This window comes from Pseudarthrobacter ribosi, from assembly GCF_055412865.1.
On record NZ_JBVAYZ010000012.1, the window covers coordinates 94,740 to 111,557 of the forward strand.

Consider the following 16,818-nt stretch of genomic DNA (forward strand, 5'->3'; position numbering starts at 1 on the left):
GTCGGCCGGTTTCCGGCCAACGCTGTTCCGGGTGTGTTCGGGACGGAGCAGATCAGCCCGGAAGGCCGGCGACAACCCGCTCGCCGTTGAAGTATTCGAGCTGCCAGCCGTCAACGGGATGGTGGTGGGCCAGGTTGAGCGCGGTGTTGTCGATGCTATGCAGGGTCCGGCCGATCGCACGGCTGAGGGTCACGCGGAGAAGGGAGCCGTGGGCAACCACCAGGACGCGGCGGCCGCGGAACTCCTCGGCGAGGGCTTCCAGCGCGGCCAACCCGCGGCGGGCTGCGCCGTCCTCGCTTTCTGCGCCACGGAATCCGTCGGGGGTGCGCAGGGCGTCCAGTTCGGGGCCGGCCTGCAAGCCCTCGGCGGGTCCGAAGCTGCGTTCGGTGAGCTCCGGTACGCGGCGGGCGGGGCCCAGTCCCAGTCCTGCCGCAATGAGGTCGGCGGTTTCCGCGGCACGGCTCAGCGGCGACGACACGATCGCGTCCCACTCGTAGCCGGACAGGACGGCGACGGCGTCGCGCGACTGACCGCGGCCGACGTCGTTCAGTGGAATGTCCGTGGACCCCTGAAACCGGCGCTGGGCGTTCCAGTCCGTCTGGCCATGGCGGACAAGGGCGAACGTCGTGAGGGTCATGCGTTCCATTCTCCCTGAATCCCGGTGCCGGCGTTGAACACCTCGTCGCCACCCACGGTCCGATCCGGGTTGCCTTTCGGCCGAACGGGGTGAGGCCGCGGGTATCATCGGTGACATCTGTCCCCTGAGAGTGGAGCAACACATGCAGCTCGGCGCCTTTTCCATCAGCCTCACCGTCAAGGACATCGCGGCATCGGCGGCGTTCTACGAGAAACTCGGCTTCAGCAGCTTCGGGGGCGACATCACCCAGAACTGGCTCATTCTCAAGAACGGTGAAACTGTCATTGGCCTCTTCCAGGGCATGTTTGAGAAGAACATGCTCACTTTCAACCCGGGCTGGAACCAGAACGCGGAGGCGGTGGACGCGTTCACCGATGTCCGCGAACTCCAGCGGGAACTGAAAGCCAAGGGCATGGAGTTCCTTTCCGAGGCGGACGAGGGAACAACGGGCCCGTCGAGCTTTGTCGTCCTGGACCCGGACGGCAACCCGGTGCTCGTCGACCAGCACGTCTGAGCTGCGAGGGGTTGCGTCAGCGGAATGTCCTGTAAGCGCCCCGCCGAAACGCAAGCGGACGACGGCGGGAAGTCCCGCCGTCGTCCGCTCATTGCTGCCGTGAACAGCGGCGTGATAGTGCGTGCTAGTGCCAGAGGCCCAGGGCGAACTCCGCGATCACGGTGGAGAGCAGGAAGGACGCGGTGATCGCGACCAGGCCCACCGGAATGATCTTCCAGCCGATGGTCCTCAGCAACGGGATGTCCTTGCCCAGGGACAGGCCCGCGAGCGTCAGCATGACGGTGGCGATGGACAGGAAGTCGACCGTCTTGATGACGGTGGTGAGCGCTTCCGCGCCGAAGAACCACGGGCTGGAGATGTACGCGCCAATCGTCGTGATGTAGACGATCGCCGAAATCTTCCGGGTGACCTTCGCCAGGGCAATGCTGACCAGGATGAGGGCGAGCATGATTCCGTACCCTGCAACGATCGACAGGCTGAATCCCTTGGCCGCCACTGAGGCGGTGCCGATGCCCAGGACCGTAAGGACTGACAGGGACAGCCACAGCGGGAGCTTGATGGGTGCCGAGGACTCTGCGACTTGTTCGCGGAACCGGCGGTTTTCTTCGGCTTGGGCCTCTTCCCGCTCAATGTCGGCCTGGCCGCGCACCGCGGGGGCGCCTGCTGCGACAACTGCAGCTTCGCGGGTCTGCTTGCGGGTGAGGACCTTGTAAAAACGGTCGGCCAGCGGCAGGGCGATATAGATTCCGACGTACACGCCAAGGATGGTGGTGATCAGGTTGGACACCGCAGCCATGCCGAGGATGGCTTCCTGGTCCGCAGGATAGGCCGCGATGATGCTGGCCGAAGACGCCGCCATCATGGAGCCGGACCCCACGCCGGCACCCATGGCCAGGGCCAGGGGGTCGAAGATCTTCCAGTTGGCCACCAGCGAGGTGAGCAGCGTGATGAACACGGCCCCGAAAAGGGTTCCGAAAACGTACATCGCCAGCACGCCCCGGTACTGGTCCGAATCCGGACCGTACTTTTCGGAGACCATGGCGAAGGACGGCTCCCGGTCGAGGGAGAAGGTGGCCCCTACCGTTGCCTTGCCCATCCGGAGCAGGACAGCCAGGGGGAGGGCCAGCGCGATGGTGCCCAGCAGGTGGCCCACTTCCTGCAGCAGCAGGGCTGGCCCGGCCTTGAGCAGACTGGGGAGGCTGGGGCCGATGTTGAACGCCAGCCGGGCTACCAGGAGCAGCACGGCCACGCCCACCAGGGCGGCGGCGACCCGTTGCAGGTCCAGGCCCAGGGGCTTGAACTTCTGGATGGACACCAAGAGCCCCAGGATGAGGCCCCAGACCATGGGGAAGATGACGATTGCGCCGATTCCAACGTCAATTTTGGTCTGGCCGATGAACTGGACCGCGACGGCGATCACCAGGGCCAGGGCGGCAATCGGGATGGTCAGTTTGGGGCCGGCCGTGTCTATCCGGGCGGCCTTAGTGGGGGTGCTCATGATGTGCCTTCCTGGGTGAAAGTCCGACGGCGGTATGCCGCTTGGGTGAAGCGTGCTCGTTCGGCGGGGGTTGAGGCCGCGGCTGCGACGGTCCAGGCCAGCGCGGTGGCGGCCTCGAACATCACGCCATAGGCCTGGGGGGAGTCGGCCAGTGCGGCGAACGCGTGGGAGTGGATCGGGACGTCCGCACCGGGAATGCTGAGCCAGGGATGCAGGGACGGGATGACCTGGGAGATGTTGCCCATGTCGGTGGAGCCGCCGCTGATGCCGGCGGAGGGCGAGATGTCCTTGCCGAACTCCGCCATCGCCCCGGTCCAGTGCGCGGCCAGGGCGTCATCCTGCAGCAGGGGTTCGTAGAGGGGTTCCGCCGCCTCGATGACCAGAGTGGTTCCGGTGGCCACCGCGGCTCCTTCGAAACAGCGCCGGACGCGCTCGAGCAGCGCCTCATATTCCGTCATGGTGAAGGCCCGGCATTCGAACTGGACCACCGCCCGTTCCGGAATGATGTTCGTGACGTGCCCGGCTTCGGCGACGAAGCAGGCGATGCGGTGGTCCGCGGGGATCTGCTGGCGCAACAGACCGATGGCGACCTGGCTCAGCACGGCGGCGTCCGCGGCGTTCACCCCGAGATGCGGGGCTGCCGCCGCGTGGGCGGCCTTTCCCGTGAACGTCGCCTTGTACCGGCCCACGGCCTGGGCGCTGGTGCCCGCCGGGTTATAAGTCAGGCCGTCCTGGACGGGATGGACCATCAGGGCCAGGCCGACGCCGTCGAACGCCCCTCGTTCGAGCAGGAGGGCCTTGCCGCCGCCGTGCTCCTCGGCGGGCGTTCCGATCGCCTTCAGCGTGATGCCCAGCTCATCCACGTAAGGCCGCAGGGCCAGCGCGGCAGCAACGGAGGCGCCCGCGATCAGATTGTGCCCGCACGCGTGTCCGATGTTCGGGAGCGCATCGTATTCCACGCACAGGGCCACCGTCAGGTCGCCGCTGCCGGCGATCGCGGTGAAGGCTGTGGGCAGGCCGCCGGTGCCGCGTTCAACCTCGAACCCGCCCTCGGCCAGCAGTGCCGCTGCCGCTTCGGCCGAGCGGACCTCCTCGAAGGAGACCTCCTTGTGGGCATGAATTGCCCGCGCCATGGCCTGGACCCGGGGCCTCCAGTCCTCGACGCCGTCGGCCAGGGCGGTGCGGAGGGTCGCCATGGCGGGGGTTGTGCCTGTCAGTTCCATGAGTATCTGCCTGTTCTAGTAGGACAGCGACGGGAAGGGGGAGCCGGCTGCGCGCGTGGGCACCCAGATGGCCTTGGTCTGGGTGTACTCGTCCAGGACGCCGGGACCGGAGGAGCGGCCGTGGCCCGAGTCGCCGAAGCCGCCGAACGGAACGGCCACGTGGATGGTCTTGTAGGAGTTGATCCAGAATGTGCCGGCCCTCACCTCGCGGGCAATGTGGTGCGCGCGGGAGACATCGGAGGTCCACACGGCACCGGCCAGGCCGAAGTTGGTGTTGTTGGCGCGGGCGATCGCCTCCGCTTCCGTGTCGAACGCGTCCGCGCCCACCACGGGGCCGAAAACCTCCGTGGTTTCGAGGCGGTTCGCGGGCGTCACCCCGTCGAGCAGGGTCGGCATGACCCAGTGACCGCCGGCCAGCGGGGAGTTTGCGAGGGCTTCCGGGAGCGCCGCTCCGGTGACCCGGCGTCCGCCGTCGCTCAGTCCTGCTTCGATGAGGGAGGTGACGGTGGCGAACTGCGGGGCCGTGATGATCGGTCCCACCTCGGTGGCCGCGTCCAGCGGGTCGCCGACCCGCAGCCGCGCGGCCTTTTCGGCCACCAGTTCGACGAACCGGGCGTGCACGCTGCGCTCCACCAGAAGCCGTGATCCCGCGACGCAGGACTGGCCCGCGCCGGAGAAGATCGCCGAGATGGCGCCGTCGGCGGCACGGTCCAGGTCGGCGTCGGCGAACACAATGTTGGCGCTTTTGCCGCCGAGTTCCAGCAGGGCGGGAATCCCGGCCTGCGCGGCCGCGACGGCCACCCGCCGTCCGGTGGGGACGGAGCCGATGAAGCTGATTTTGCCGACGCGCCGGTCGGTGGTGAGGGCGGCGCCGACGGTCTGGCCCAGTCCCGCCGCGACGTTGAACACGCCGGCCGGCAGCCCCGCTTCGTGGGCCAGTTGGGCGAGCCGGATCGAGGAGGCCGGGGTGAATTCGCTGGGCTTGATGATCACGGCATTGCCGGCGGCCAGCGGGGCCGCGGCATTCCAGCCGGCCGTGAACAGCGGGGCGTTCCAGGGTGTGATGGCGACGACGACGCCCCACGGGACGCGTTCGGTGTAGGTATGCCAGGGCCCCGGAACGGGAATGGTCAGCCCCGTCAGCTTGTCGGCCCAGCCGGCGTAGTAGCCGAACATTTCGGCCACTTTGGCGGCTTCGACGCGGGCGTCGCGGATGGGCTTTCCCGTGGTGGCGGACTCCAGGATGGCCAGTTCCTCCGCGTGTGCTTCCACGACGCGGCTGACGCTGCGCAGGATGGCGGCCCGTTCGAATCCGTTCATTCCGCCCCAGACCGCCGCGCCGGCCGTCGAGCTTTCCAGGATGGCGTTGGCGCCGTCGGTTCCGGGGTCGGCGTAGCTGGCAAAGGGTTCCCCGGTGGCCGCTGCCGTGAGCGTGATGCTCTCGCCGCTGCCGGTAACTGTCCTGCCGTCGAGGAAGGCGCCGACGCCGGCGGGTAAGGCCGCGTCCAGGGCCGCCCGGGCGGTGGCTGCTGAGGAGGAGGTGGGTGCTGTGGTGAGGCTCAAGGTGGTGTTCCTTCGTGGCTGGGGGCTTAGGCGACGGCGGTGGTGCCGTTGGTGGAGCCGGGTGCGCCGGCGGGCGTGATGGCAGGGGCGACGGTCCTGGCGATTTCGGTGAAGTCGGCCCTCGGGCCGAGGACGGCCAGGGCGTCCTGCCACCGGCCCGCCACGGCTGCCAGCAGGGCGGGGTTTTCGCCGACTTGGGCGGCGACGTCCACGGCAAGGGCGGCGTCCCGGGCCATCAGGCCCAGGGAGAAACCCGAATTATGCGTGCCGCTGAGCACCCAGTTCGGGTACATGTTCGCGGAGACCTTGCTCCCGCCGGAGGCCTCGCTGATGCTGGCCGCCGCCGTGGCAGGATCGATGCCGTAGGCCTTGGCGACGCCGAGGGCTTCGCCCACGGAGACCAGGTTGGCCGCGGCCAGGACGTTGTTGAGGAGTTTGACGACGTTGCCGCTGCCGGGGCCCCCGATGTGGCTGAACTTGCCGCCGGTGAGTGCGAGCAGGACCGGCTGCGCCGCGGCAAGGGCCGCGTCCGTTGCTCCGACGAAGGCGCTCAGGGACCCCGTTGCTGCCCCGTCACGGCCGCCGGAGACCGGCGCGTCCACGAAGGCCGCGCCCTGCGCTTCGGCGAGGGAGGCCATGAGTTTGCTGGTGGCCGGTTCCGAGGTGGTGGTATCAATGATCGCGACGGTTCCCGGGGCCGCCAGGAGCTGGGGCACTGTGGTTTCCACGATGCTGGCTGCGGGCAGGGAGAGCACCGCGTACGGGGTTCCGGCGACGTCCTCGAGGCTGGCAGTGGTGGCGATTCCTGCTTCTGTGGCGGCCGCCCGGGCGGCGTCGGAGGGGTCGAAGCCGGTGACGTCCCAGCCTGCGCGGTGGAGGGTTGCGGCCATTGCTCCGCCCATGGCGCCGAGGCCGATGACGGCGACGCGGCGGTTGATGTGGTGGTTCATGTACTACTCCTGGAGTATGCGGGGGGTGGGGTCGAGTTCGGGGAGTTTTGGGGGTCAGTCGAGGTAGATGTCGAGGTCTTTCCAGAGTTGCTGCGTGCGGCGGATGGCGGTGCGGCTGCGCTCAGGGTGCGCAGCCTCCATCCCCGCGAGCAGGCCGTAGACCAGCGAGTTGGCGGCGGTCACGGACTGGAAGAAGGAGATGCCTTCCGAGGCCACCACCAGGAGGTGGTCGGCCGCAGCTGCCAGGGGGCCGCGGCGCATGTCGCTGATGGCGATGACCGTGGCGCCTGCCTGCTTGGCGGCATCAGCGGTCACAATGATCTGCCGGATGGAGCGCCACATGTTGATGACCACTAGGACATCCCCAGGACCGAGGGTGTTGGTGCTGGAGGCGAGGTGGACGCCGCCGCGGTTCTCCAGGGTGATGGGGTAGCCCATGGTGGAACCCAGGTGCGCCATCACACTGGCAGGGCCGGCGAAGGAGCCAAGCCCGACGACGGTGATGGACTTGGCGGCGGCCATTGCCGCGATGGCGGCCTCGGCGTCGTCAGCCGTATTCGAGTCCAGCGTCAGGCGCAGGTTCTCGATGTCATGGTTGAGCGCGTCGTGGAGCGGGCTGCGGTGTTCGCCATGCTCGACCAGGGTGTCCTCGGTGGAGATCATCACGAGGTACCGGGAGCGCAGCTCCCGTTGGAGATCCGGCCAGCCCCGGTAGCCCAGGTGCTGGGCCGCGCGGACCACCGTGGAGTTGTTGACGTCGGCGCGCTGGGCGATCTCGGCGATGTCGGCGTAGGAGGAGAGTTGCGGGTTGCGGGCGACTACATCAACCACCCGGGTCTGGGCTTTGGACAGCGGAACGTCCGGAAGCGCGTCACCGAGCCAGGCATGGAAATCGTTCCCGGCGCCGTTGCCGCCTGCCGCGCCGGCTTCAAGATCTGCCGCATTGGTTTTCAAGTCCGGATCCCTCCTGTAACGCACATCACTTTGCAAGTCTGATTGCATCCAATGTACTCTGCAATTTGAATTGCGAACAGACCTTGTGGTTTCCGGCTTGTAAATTATTCGTTGTCGTGGCGGCGCAACTGCGCCACCATGATCGTATGGACGCTAAGACACCTGAAACACCCAAGGCGGCGGAGCTGAGTCTTCCCCAGGCTTTCCTCCTGTTGGCAACGAACGACAGTGACGGCAAACCTGCAGTGCCGGTGTTCGCACTAAGGTCCACGTTGGCCGGGGCAATACTGGCCGAACTGGATCTGCTCGGTGCCATCGAGCTGCAGGGAAAGCACGTCAGGGCGACCGGCACCGTCCCGCAAACGGACTTCCAGCATGAGCTGGAGCTCATCCGTGGCAAATCCCGGCCACACACTCCCAAGCGGTGGGTCTCCATGCTGGAGGGCCGCGCCGAGGCGCAGCGTGTCTACGAGCAGATGGCGTCACGGGGCATCGTGGAACAGGTCGGCGAAAAACACCTTGGTCTGTTCAAGTCCTCGCGGTACCCGGAAAAGGATCACGGTCCCGAAGCTGTGCTCCTGCAACAGATCGAAGCGGCACTCAGCGGTGCGCCGCCAGAACCCGCGAAGACCGACGCCGCGGCGCCCGAAGCCAAGCCTGATAGCGAGGCGTCCCAGGCCGAGGCGCCCGCTGCCGAACCTGATTCCAAAGCCCCCGATGCCAAGCCTTCGTCCAAGGTGCCCGATCCGAGGACCACGGCGCTGATCGCCCTGCTTGAAGCGGCCGGGCTGCTCGGTAAGCTCTTCCCGGCAGCAGATCAAAGCCGGGTGAGGGAGCTGGTGACGGGACATTGGCCCTCCCGTGCGGTGGTGGACGAACTGCGCATGATCAGGCTGGCGGAGGTAGAAGCCGTAACCTAGCCAACCGTCGTCGGCGGCAGGCCAACGGCGTCACCCACCCCGTCGATCAGTACGCCTGACCGGAAGTGTCCGCGTCAGCCTTGGTGCGCTTGCAAATCGTCGTTGTGGTGGCGGCGCAACTGCGCCACCATGATCGTATGGACGCGACGACACCGGAATCACGTGAAGGGGAGGAACTGAGCCTTCCCCAGGCTTTCCTCCTTCTGGCAACGAACGACAAGGACGGCAAACCTGCAGTGCCGGTGTTTGCACTCCGGACCACTGTGGCCGGGGCGATACTGGCCGAGCTGGACCTCCTCGGTGCCATCGAGCTGGAGAGGAAGCACGTCCGGGCGACGGGCACCGTCCCGCAAACGGACTTCCAGCACGAGCTGGAGCTTATCCGGGGCAAATCCCGGCCCCACACCCCCAAGGATTGGGTCTCCATGCTGGAGGGCCGGGCCGAAGTGCAGCGTGTTTACGAGAGGATGGCGTCACGGGGCATCCTGGAACCCGTCGGCGCAAGACGCCTTGGTCTGTTCAAGTCCACGCGGTACCCGGAGAAGGATCACGGCCCGGAAGCTGCGCTCCTGCAAAAAATCGAAGCAGCACTCAGCGGTGCGCCGCCGGAACCCGCGAAGCCCGATGCCAAGCCTGGTGCCGAGGCGCCCGACTCCGCACCTGGTGCCGAGGCGCCCGACTCCGCATCTGGTGCCGAGGCGCCCGACTCCGCACCTGGTACCCAGCCTGATGACCAGGCGCCCGACTCCGCACCCGATACCCAGCCTGATGACCAGGGGCCTGACGCCGCGCCCGGTACCCAGCCTGATGCCAAGCCTGGTTCAAAGGCGCCCGATGCCAGGACCGCCGCGCTAATCGCCCTGCTTCACGCCGCCGGGCTGTTCGGCAAGCTCTTCCCGGCAGCAGACCGAATCCTGGCGGGCGAGATGGCGAAGGACTATTGGCCTGCCCGCGCGGTGGAGGACGAACTCCGGTTGGTCAGACTTGCGCAGGAAGAAGACGCCACCTTGTGATGTTGCTCGCTAGTCTCGTGGATTGTCCGTCTCCGTGGACTCCAGCAGCCCGCCGCTGGCCCAGCGACGCACCGCCGACTTCTCGGCGGCGTCGAACTCCAGCAGCGCCACCCGGCAGAGTTCTTCCACGTTCGCGGTCCAGGCTGCTGCCAGATCCGCTGCCGTAGCCTCGTCGCTGAGCTGGAAATTGGCGTAGGCGAGGCCCTGCAGGACAAAGTTCACCGCGTTCCGGGAGACCGGCTGGCCAGCGCTGACGCAGTCATCCCGCACCAGGCGGGACAATTCGGTGCGGTTGAGCGGATGCTCTCGCAGCCTGGCCGCCATGGCCAGGAACACCTGCCGGAACTGGGCCGCGGACAGCGCCGGGACATCCGTGACCCGGGTGACCTGCTCCTCGATGCCGGGCTGCAGGTCAGCCGGGGCAGGGAGATCCTCGCTCGAAAATCGCTTGGCGTCCCAGACCCACCCGCCCTGCGCCGGGGAGTACTCGACGCTTTGGCCGATCTGGGCGGCCCAGGTCCCGAACTTTCCGAATCCGCCCCAGTCTGTCTTCAGGGACGGGTCTGCGGTGAGGGCCCGGTGGGCCACCATCGCGCCGACCACCGGTCCCGGAGCGGTGCGGACGAACTCCAGGACCTCACGGACCGCGGGCGAGACCGCCTTGGTTTTCGGCTTCGCGGCGGCCGGGACGTGCTGCTGCTTCGGGGACGCCACCGCATGAATCGGCTCCACCGTGGTGCCGTTGAGGATGGCGACGAAGTCGTGGGACTCCACGACATGGTCCGCCATCTCCCGGTAGGCGAACGCCACGGCGCCGGCCGCGATGACGGTGGTCATCCGGTCGGCGGCGCGGAACCGCTGGATCAGGGACGTGAAGTCGGCGTCGGCCGAGGCGATGAAGAACTCGTCGATGCCGCCGCTGCCGGACAGCGCGTCCATGGCATCCAGCACCAGGTTGATGTCCGTGCTGCTCTTGCCCCGCTGGGTCAGTGACGGGCAGTCGATGACGCGGAACCCGGCCCGGGTCCAGTAGGTCCGGTATTTCGAGTACACCACGGGGTTGAGATAGCAGTTGCGGATCAGGAAGCGCCGGGATTCCCCGCCGGCACCGCCGTCGGCCAGGGCCTCCGTCCAGTGCTTGGGATCCTCGGCGAACCGTTTGGCGGCGGCAGGGTCAAGGGCCATCAGGCCGGTGTAGACGTTGTCGAAATCAACGAACATGGCGGCGCGGATGCCGGGCCGCCCGGACCGGGGGAGAGGTTCACTCATCGGCTCAGTGTGCCAGCAGGACGGCGGGGCGGGCCAGATTTGGCCCTTTGTGTTGCTCCTTTACTCCCAACGTCGGGAGGCCCCCTGGCGCCGCGACTGCGGGCGGGGTTGACGGGCGGCCTCATAGGAGGGCTTCCGTAGTTGGCCCGCCCATCCGTAAGTGCCGGCACCGGGCAGGGGGCGCGTCATCGGGTCAAATCTCGTGTTGAGGTCTGCTTGCTCCGGGTCGAGGGTCAGCAGGAGAGTGCCGAATCGGATCCAACGCCCGGTGGGCCGCGCATGATAGAGGCCCAAAGTCCAGGTGTCGGCGGCCAGTGACTCGCGGAATGCCTCCGGGGTGGCCGAAAGGCCCCTTCCGGTCGCCTCCGGGCGGGCTGCCAGCAGAACCGGCCCCGCGGATCCCTTGTAGGGCATGAGTGACGTCAGCTTGCTGTTACTGGCATAGCGGTGAGCAGTGAGCATCAATCTGGCTGGCCAGGACATGGCTGTTGATGCCAGTAGCACGTCCGCCGGCCCTGACTCCGTGGTAATCCGCAGCGCCAGGCCGAGGATGTCAGGCCAGCCCGAGGGCATGCCGATCGACCGCGATAACCGGGCGCTCACCGCAGCAGTGCCAGGGGCATCGATCCACAGGATTCCGCTTTCCCCGCAGCCAGGCCGCCGTTCGATGGTTCCGGTCAAGGCCACGCCCGTGGGGTGAATGGGCCGATTGGGGCGCAGGGCCTTCAGGGCTTTGAAAGCGGCAGCAAGAGTCTGGCCGGCCGCACCGCTAAAAGAGATTCTCATGCCGATTGCCTTTCCAGGCTGCGCACGCCGCGGTGATGGAGTAGCCATCCCGCTCCGATGAGCAGCACGCTGACGACGAGGAAGCCGATGTCCCAGACAGCGGTCCCCCAAGGTCATACCTGACATGGTGGACCTGAAGGATTTGGTGATCGATCAGGCCTCCTGCGATGTTGAATGTTCCCCACCCCATAAGGACGAGCCCGAAGTGGAAGCTCCAGTTCGGCGCCAACCGCACCGGGCGCGACGTGCTGACTGTGGATATTGATGCGGCCAGCACCAGCAGCCACATTGCCAGGTGGAAGAAGCCGTCCGCAAGCGTGTTGACTTCAAGGCCCGCAACCGTCGTAACCGGGTAATCGGGGTGTGGCTGAGCATGTGGTGCCACTCGAATATTTGATGCAGAACGACGCCATCAACGAAACCGCTCCCAGCCCCATCCCGTAGAGGAAGCCGGCAAGCCTTGATGACCGCGTCCGGGCGGCAGCGCGCCCAGTCCGTGGAGTAGCCATGGCCATGCGTTACGGCAGAGCCAGGCGGGAACGGGCACCCGATGCGTTCACCAGGCCACCGCCTTCTTCTGCCGGGAATTGATGGCGGAAGTCTGGCCGCAGTTCGAGCAGGAGATCCGGTAGGTCCGGGACGTGGTGAAGATCGGGATGAAAAACAGCGTGAACTTCGTGGCGCTTTCCTGGAGGTGGTGGTGAACGAACCGGCCGCAGTGCTGGCAGGTTGCCGGCCGTCCGCGGAGGTTGTTCAGGACGGTCTTGAGGCCGAAGAGGAGAAACATGTTTAGTGCCTTTCAGAGAGTTCGCCAGTCAAGGCCGCGGAGCCACGATCTTCCTGCTGAGCAGCGCCTTCGGTCCCGGGGACGACGGCGATCCGGGATTTTCTGCGGGGGACAGGGGCTTTCAACCAAGTAGTAAGCATGCTTGCTTGTTACTGAGTCTACGCGCAATGTCTACATTGCAGGAAGCGAAGGTAGGGTTCCCGGGCGCATGAGAGCATGCCGAACCGCGGGGACCTATTAGGCCGGCGGCATCGACCTCCTGGTGCAGAAGCACGGGTCGGATCCGGCCGGCCCGGCCACCGATGGCGGGCACCCAGTCTTCTGACTGGGTCCTTTCCATAGACGCGGCGACAAGCAATAATTGACTGATCAGCATACTTACTACTTCAACCGAACGGAGTACAGCATGAGAGCACTTACCTGGCAGGGAAAGCGGTCGGTCAGCGTAGAGGTGGTTCCGGATCCAGTGATCCAGGAGGCCACGGACGCCATTGTGAAGATTACGTCCTCGGCGATCTGCGGTTCCGACCTTCACCTGTACGAGGTGCTCGGGCCGTATATGAAGTCCGGCGACATCCTGGGACACGAACCCATGGGCATAGTCCAGGAAGTCGGATCCGCAGTAACGAACCTTGTGCCCGGGGACCGCGTGGTCATCCCATTCAACATCTCCTGCGGACATTGCTGGATGTGCAGGCAGGGGCTGCAATCCCAGTGTGAGACCACGCAGGTTCACGACCACAACAGCGGCGCGAGCCTCTTCGGATTTTCCGAGCTCTACGGATCCGTCCCCGGCGGCCAGGCGGAATACTTGAGGGTGCCGCACGCGGATTATGGACCGATCAAGGTGGGCCATGAGCTGCCTGACGAGCGCTATCTCTACCTGTCCGATATCCTGCCCACTGCTTGGCAGGGCGTGACCTACGCCGATGTCCCCGAGGGCGGCACCCTGGCAGTCTTCGGCCTCGGTCCGGTGGGGCAGTTCGCCAGCCGAATCGGCCGCCACCTCGGCCAGCGGGTCATTGCGATAGAACCGGTTCCGGAACGCCGCCGCATGGCAGAGCGGCACGGAGTGGAAACTATGGATTTCGCGGAAGACATCGGTGACCAGCTGCGCGAGATGACCGGGGGGCGGGGCCCCGACGCGGTGCTCGACGCCGTCGGCATGGAAGCGCACAATTCGCCCGTTGGCGCATTCGCCCAGCATGCAGTTGGGCTCTTGCCCGACGCGCTGGCAAAAAAGGCGATGGAAACGGCCGGCGTGGACCGCATGACGGTCCTCCACGCAGCCGTCGATGCAGTTCGGCGCGGCGGCACCATCTCGCTCAGCGGCGTCTACGGAGGCACGGCAAGCCCGATGCCCCTACTCACCATGTTCGACAAGCAGATCCAACTCCGCATGGGCCAGTGCAACGTCCGGAACTGGACTGACCACCTGATCCCCCTCGTGGAAGACCCGAGTGACCCGCTCGGCGTGATGGACCTCAAGACCCACGACGTTTCCCTGGACGGTGCGGCGGCCGCCTACGAGATCTTCCAGAAGAAAGAAGACGGCTGCATCAAGGTGATCCTGAAGCCCTGAACGGGCTCGCGCAGCAGTCTGTCTGGCCAGAACCAAGCCGAGAGCAACGAAAGGCGTAACCATGAGCACCTACCATCCCGAAAACGATCCCGCCAACCCCGACCCGCCGCGGGCGGACGGAGGAAAGAACCGGGGCGTGCGTGAATACTCGATCCCCGATCCGGCCGCGTCGGGTGACCCCGATGCGGGGGCCTCGAGCAACCCCGATCCGCTCAAGGACAAGATCACCGGGTTGGAGCCTGGTGGGGGAGTGCCGCCGGGAGAGACGCCTCCGGCCGAGGACCAGATGAGCCGCGATCAAGGGCACAGCGAGTAGCCGCCAAGCGGCCGCACGAAAACGCTGGCCGGCAGGCGGGCACCCGTCACCTCATGGGGCGGGTGCCCGCCTGACGGCCGGTCCGCCCTCCCGGCCTTCGGAGTCGACGCAATCGATGAAGTGCCGTTGTCCGAAGGCGAAGAAAATGAGCATCGCAGGGTGATAGGTGGGATGACGACCATGACGTACTGGTGGTCGCCCTGTAGTGCTAGGAGGAGACGGACTCGAGCGTGGCGGCGCCGTGGTTCACGCTCAGCGTGAACGTGCTGGGGCCGCTGGCGTGGACCGCGATGTTGCTCTGCGGGGTGTTGTGACGGACCGAGAGGTCGTGGATCAGGGAGTCCAGTTCGTGGTGCATCGTCGAGCGGTCCCAGAGCTTGTGGGTGACAGAGGTGGCAGTTTCAAACGTCATTGTTCAGTGCTTCCATTCGTGATCCGGGTGTCCGGCTGCCGCACCGATGCGGAGCCGCCGTAGGGCCAAACCGGGAACGCTCCGGGACCGCTGGTGGCTCTGCGAGCTCACCGGTTTGGCCTCATTGCGTCCACCAGGATGGGTAAAACTGTTGCCGCCGGGCCTCTGAACCGCTGCATGCGCGGACCTTCAGGGTGCCGGGGTTGCCGCGGCCGGGAAGTTTCCGTCCCCGCAGTGCCTTTCCATAGTGCACAGCGCGGCGCGACCGGCTCAAGCTGATTTCGCATTATTGCCCGTGAGACTCATCACAGGCGGGCAGTCCGACCCCGATATCCCGTAGATCAGTTGCGGGCCGAATCCCGTACCTGTGGAGGACTCGGGAAGGAATTCACAAATCGGGAGAGCTGTTCCCGGAGGATTTCCCATCCGTCGAAGTCTGAAGGAAGGGCAGCGCTCTCAGCCTCACGGGCTGCTCGGAGGGCCGCTTTCCCGGCGTCGGTTATCTCGACGTGGAACTGGCGGCGGTCATGTGGGTCTCTTGTCCTCGAGACCAGGCCTCCTGTCTCCAGGCGCGTCAGGACGCGGCCCAGGGTCTGGCTTTGAACGTGGACCACTGCGGCGAGCTGTTCTTGGTTCATGGGACGGTGCGACATGGCCTTGAGTGCGATGACTGCGGCCCGAGTCAGGCCCAGCGGAGCAAGGGCCTCGTCAAAGCGGCGCTGAACAAGGCGGGCAGCCGTCGTCAGCAGCACGCAGCCGTCCCGGACGTGGTCCTGGGGGTCGAGGGGCATCGATAGCGACCTTCCTTGAGCGGGGCAGATGACGGCCTTCCTAAGGTGGAAAAGGTTCAACGGGGAAGGCAGGTCAGGTTCCGGCGTCGGCCGGCATCCTGACCCGAACTATCACTATCGGCGCGTGTTGTTATCGCCGTCCGTTTCGAAGTGTTCCATGTGCCTTGGTGTACGGCACGATGATGCCCCCGTTGACGCGGGCTTCCAGCGGCACCAAGGACTCCGACGTGCCGAAGCGCCCGGTCTCGGCCGTGACCAAGGTTGGCTCGCCGTTGTCATCCGCGTACATCTGGCGCCGATGGTTCCGATCTTGTCCCCATCGTTCGTCAGGACGTTTCCGTTGCGCTGCAGCAAGTCATCAACGTGTTCCTTGGCGAGCATGATGTCTCCTTGGATCTGTGGTGCGGTCTGGCGTGCAACGAACCCGCTTGGATTGCTGCGCGACTCCACCATAAGCATGCTTAGCAAGAGTTTGGCAAGCTTACTTACTATTTTCTTGTCCTGAGCGACGCCGCCCGCCGGGGCGTGTGGGTTCGATGTAGTTCATCGCTGGAAACGGAAGTCTTGCGGAGTAGACAGGAAGTGTGCTTACTATTTACGTAGTAACCGTGCTTACTAATTCACCGGCACCGCTAGTTCACGATTCACCTGCGTACCCTTCCTGAAAGAGAGCAACGATGACAGACAACCAATGGCCCCAGACGACTCCATCGGCGTCCTCGGACGAGTACCCGAGTACCGGGACAGTGCCCCCCGGCGGCGCGCGGGGCTCTGCATCCACGAAGGAGGCAGTGAAAGACGAAGCGGCGTCAGTGGCAGGGCATGCCGCAGGGGAAGCGAGGAACGTCGCTGAAACCACGAAGACTGAGGCTGCCAACGTCGCCACCGAGGCAAAAACCAGTGCACTCCACCTGCTGCAGCAGGCAAAATCCGACCTGACCGATCAGGCCGGCACGCAGCAGCAGAAGGCCGCGGAGGGGATCCGCACTATCTCGTCTCAGCTGCACACCATGGCGGATGCGTCCGACCAGCCCGGCGTCGCAGCTGACCTCATCCGCCAGGCTGCGGAGCGGTCCCAGTCCGTGGCTTCCTGGCTCGAAAACCGGGATCCGGGATCTCTGCTGGAGGAAGTCAAGTCTTTCGCACGCCAGCGCCCGGGGACATTCCTGCTGGCCGCAGCCGGCGCTGGAATGCTCGCCGGCCGACTGGGACGAAGCCTGCAGGCCGGCGCCCCGGACACGCAGCAGTCGAAGTCGTCGAAAGCCGCTCACCTGGCTTCCCCGGCAGCGGCCCCCGTCCACCAGGAGACGGTAATCGCCGCTGGATCGGGCGACCGATTCTTCGATGAGCCGGACCTTCCCGGCACGGCAGGTCCCGTTTCGACCAGCACATTGCCCTCCGGCACGGCAGCCGAGACCACCCTGAGGGACGACGTTCCCTTCCCTAACCGAGAAGGTGGCCAGCTATGAGCCACGAGATACCAGAGGTACCCCCCACTGCCGCGCACGCCAAGGCTGAAACGTCGTCCCTGGGCGATCTTCTGGGCGAGGTCACGCGGGACATGTCCACGCTGATGCGGCAGGAAGTCGAGCTGGCGAAGGTC

General features: G+C 66.1%; 18 protein-coding genes and 1 pseudogene. 7 read left to right on the forward strand and 12 right to left on the reverse strand.

Annotation, left to right across the window (positions count from 1 at the left end; genetic code table 11):
• Nucleotides 1–52 precede the first annotated feature (52 nt).
• A complete protein-coding gene (locus ACZYZ5_RS13355; protein ID WP_463902232.1) occupies nt 53–637 on the reverse strand; it encodes a histidine phosphatase family protein in 585 nt (194 codons plus the stop codon).
• 142 nt (nt 638–779) lie between these two features.
• On the opposite strand from ACZYZ5_RS13355, the gene ACZYZ5_RS13360 reads away from it, so the two are divergent.
• Nucleotides 780–1,151: a VOC family protein gene (locus ACZYZ5_RS13360; RefSeq protein ID WP_463902233.1), complete on the forward strand. Its 372-nt coding sequence runs from the start codon at nt 780–782 to the stop codon at nt 1,149–1,151.
• A 124-nt stretch (nt 1,152–1,275) separates the two neighbouring features.
• Here ACZYZ5_RS13360 and ACZYZ5_RS13365 read toward each other — a convergent pair whose 3' ends face one another.
• From ACZYZ5_RS13365 to ACZYZ5_RS13385, 5 genes are read right to left on the reverse strand one after another with little or no spacing between them, the layout of a single operon-like run.
• Nucleotides 1,276–2,649 (reverse strand): DUF3100 domain-containing protein, encoded by a 1,374-nt coding sequence (locus ACZYZ5_RS13365; protein ID WP_463902234.1) that lies wholly within the window; start codon nt 2,647–2,649, stop codon nt 1,276–1,278.
• On the reverse strand, nt 2,646–3,872 hold the full coding sequence (locus ACZYZ5_RS13370) for an amidohydrolase (protein WP_463902235.1): 1,227 nt from the start codon (nt 3,870–3,872) through the stop codon (nt 2,646–2,648). Before ACZYZ5_RS13370 ends, ACZYZ5_RS13365 begins: the two co-directional genes overlap by 4 nt.
• 15 nt (nt 3,873–3,887) lie before the next feature.
• Entirely contained in the window at nt 3,888–5,435 is a 1,548-nt protein-coding gene (locus ACZYZ5_RS13375) for an aldehyde dehydrogenase family protein (protein ID WP_463902236.1), read from the reverse strand.
• 26 nt (nt 5,436–5,461) lie between these two features.
• Nucleotides 5,462–6,385, reverse strand: a complete 924-nt coding sequence (locus ACZYZ5_RS13380) for an NAD(P)-dependent oxidoreductase (protein ID WP_463902237.1) — start codon at nt 6,383–6,385, stop codon at nt 5,462–5,464.
• Nucleotides 6,386–6,439: 54 nt separating this feature from the next.
• Entirely contained in the window at nt 6,440–7,339 is a 900-nt protein-coding gene (locus ACZYZ5_RS13385; protein ID WP_463902238.1) for a MurR/RpiR family transcriptional regulator, read from the reverse strand.
• Nucleotides 7,340–7,485: 146 nt separating this feature from the next.
• Here ACZYZ5_RS13385 and ACZYZ5_RS13390 point away from each other — a divergent pair, with 146 nt between their 5' ends.
• Both ACZYZ5_RS13390 and ACZYZ5_RS13395 read left to right on the forward strand, forming a co-directional pair.
• Nucleotides 7,486–8,259: a GOLPH3/VPS74 family protein gene (locus ACZYZ5_RS13390; protein ID WP_463902252.1), complete on the forward strand. Its 774-nt coding sequence runs from the start codon at nt 7,486–7,488 to the stop codon at nt 8,257–8,259.
• A 137-nt stretch (nt 8,260–8,396) separates the two neighbouring features.
• Complete coding sequence (locus tag ACZYZ5_RS13395; protein WP_463902253.1) at nt 8,397–9,272, forward strand: GOLPH3/VPS74 family protein; 876 nt, start codon at nt 8,397–8,399, stop codon at nt 9,270–9,272.
• 9 nt (nt 9,273–9,281) lie between these two features.
• On the opposite strand, the gene ACZYZ5_RS13400 is transcribed toward ACZYZ5_RS13395, so the two are convergent.
• From ACZYZ5_RS13400 to ACZYZ5_RS13415, 4 genes and pseudogenes are all read right to left on the reverse strand, one after another.
• Entirely contained in the window at nt 9,282–10,541 is a 1,260-nt protein-coding gene (locus ACZYZ5_RS13400) for an NYN domain-containing protein (RefSeq protein ID WP_463902239.1), read from the reverse strand.
• A gap of 769 nt (nt 10,542–11,310) precedes the next feature.
• Nucleotides 11,311–11,616, reverse strand: a complete 306-nt coding sequence (locus ACZYZ5_RS13405; RefSeq protein WP_463902254.1) for a DUF2243 domain-containing protein — start codon at nt 11,614–11,616, stop codon at nt 11,311–11,313.
• A gap of 92 nt (nt 11,617–11,708) precedes the next feature.
• Nucleotides 11,709–11,915 (reverse strand): annotated as a pseudogene (locus ACZYZ5_RS13410) (hypothetical protein); the annotation flags it as partial.
• A complete protein-coding gene (locus ACZYZ5_RS13415) occupies nt 11,884–12,114 on the reverse strand; it encodes a zinc-ribbon domain-containing protein (RefSeq protein WP_463902240.1) in 231 nt (76 codons plus the stop codon). The gene ACZYZ5_RS13415 and the pseudogene ACZYZ5_RS13410, both read right to left, overlap by 32 nt.
• 406 nt (nt 12,115–12,520) lie before the next feature.
• Between ACZYZ5_RS13415 and ACZYZ5_RS13420 the strand changes: the two genes are divergently transcribed.
• A complete protein-coding gene (locus ACZYZ5_RS13420; RefSeq protein WP_463902241.1) occupies nt 12,521–13,696 on the forward strand; it encodes a zinc-dependent alcohol dehydrogenase in 1,176 nt (391 codons plus the stop codon).
• A gap of 61 nt (nt 13,697–13,757) precedes the next feature.
• Entirely contained in the window at nt 13,758–14,012 is a 255-nt protein-coding gene (locus tag ACZYZ5_RS13425) for a DUF6480 family protein (RefSeq protein WP_463902242.1), read from the forward strand.
• A 208-nt stretch (nt 14,013–14,220) separates the two neighbouring features.
• On the opposite strand, the gene ACZYZ5_RS13430 is transcribed toward ACZYZ5_RS13425, so the two are convergent.
• Complete coding sequence (locus tag ACZYZ5_RS13430; RefSeq protein ID WP_463902243.1) at nt 14,221–14,424, reverse strand: hypothetical protein; 204 nt, start codon at nt 14,422–14,424, stop codon at nt 14,221–14,223.
• Nucleotides 14,425–14,765: 341 nt separating this feature from the next.
• Nucleotides 14,766–15,215, reverse strand: coding sequence for a MarR family winged helix-turn-helix transcriptional regulator (locus ACZYZ5_RS13435; protein WP_463902244.1), 450 nt, complete (start codon nt 15,213–15,215; stop codon nt 14,766–14,768).
• A gap of 791 nt (nt 15,216–16,006) precedes the next feature.
• On the opposite strand from ACZYZ5_RS13435, the gene ACZYZ5_RS13440 reads away from it, so the two are divergent.
• Nucleotides 16,007–16,684, forward strand: coding sequence for a hypothetical protein (locus tag ACZYZ5_RS13440; protein ID WP_463902245.1), 678 nt, complete (start codon nt 16,007–16,009; stop codon nt 16,682–16,684).
• Nucleotides 16,681–16,818: phage holin family protein (locus tag ACZYZ5_RS13445; RefSeq protein WP_463902255.1), on the forward strand; the 138-nt coding region annotated here is incomplete at its 3' end. The genes ACZYZ5_RS13440 and ACZYZ5_RS13445, both read left to right, overlap by 4 nt.

Excerpts from the sequence above, each read along its gene's own strand:
- ACZYZ5_RS13420 (WP_463902241.1), top strand. The coding sequence starts at position 12,521 with ATGAGAGCACTTACCTGGCAGGGAAAGCGGTCGGTCAGCGTAGAGGTG.
- ACZYZ5_RS13370 (WP_463902235.1), bottom strand. The coding sequence starts at position 3,872 with ATGGAACTGACAGGCACAACCCCCGCCATGGCGACCCTCCGCACCGCC.
- ACZYZ5_RS13355 (WP_463902232.1), bottom strand. The coding sequence starts at position 637 with ATGACCCTCACGACGTTCGCCCTTGTCCGCCATGGCCAGACGGACTGG.
- ACZYZ5_RS13435 (WP_463902244.1), bottom strand. The coding sequence starts at position 15,215 with ATGCCCCTCGACCCCCAGGACCACGTCCGGGACGGCTGCGTGCTGCTG.
- ACZYZ5_RS13395 (WP_463902253.1), top strand. The coding sequence starts at position 8,397 with ATGGACGCGACGACACCGGAATCACGTGAAGGGGAGGAACTGAGCCTT.
- ACZYZ5_RS13390 (WP_463902252.1), top strand. The coding sequence starts at position 7,486 with ATGGACGCTAAGACACCTGAAACACCCAAGGCGGCGGAGCTGAGTCTT.
- ACZYZ5_RS13415 (WP_463902240.1), bottom strand. The coding sequence starts at position 12,114 with ATGTTTCTCCTCTTCGGCCTCAAGACCGTCCTGAACAACCTCCGCGGA.
- ACZYZ5_RS13360 (WP_463902233.1), top strand. The coding sequence starts at position 780 with ATGCAGCTCGGCGCCTTTTCCATCAGCCTCACCGTCAAGGACATCGCG.
- ACZYZ5_RS13430 (WP_463902243.1), bottom strand. The coding sequence starts at position 14,424 with ATGACGTTTGAAACTGCCACCTCTGTCACCCACAAGCTCTGGGACCGC.
- ACZYZ5_RS13365 (WP_463902234.1), bottom strand. The coding sequence starts at position 2,649 with ATGAGCACCCCCACTAAGGCCGCCCGGATAGACACGGCCGGCCCCAAA.
- ACZYZ5_RS13400 (WP_463902239.1), bottom strand. The coding sequence starts at position 10,541 with ATGAGTGAACCTCTCCCCCGGTCCGGGCGGCCCGGCATCCGCGCCGCC.
- ACZYZ5_RS13425 (WP_463902242.1), top strand. The coding sequence starts at position 13,758 with ATGAGCACCTACCATCCCGAAAACGATCCCGCCAACCCCGACCCGCCG.
- ACZYZ5_RS13405 (WP_463902254.1), bottom strand. The coding sequence starts at position 11,616 with ATGTGGCTGCTGGTGCTGGCCGCATCAATATCCACAGTCAGCACGTCG.
- ACZYZ5_RS13380 (WP_463902237.1), bottom strand. The coding sequence starts at position 6,385 with ATGAACCACCACATCAACCGCCGCGTCGCCGTCATCGGCCTCGGCGCC.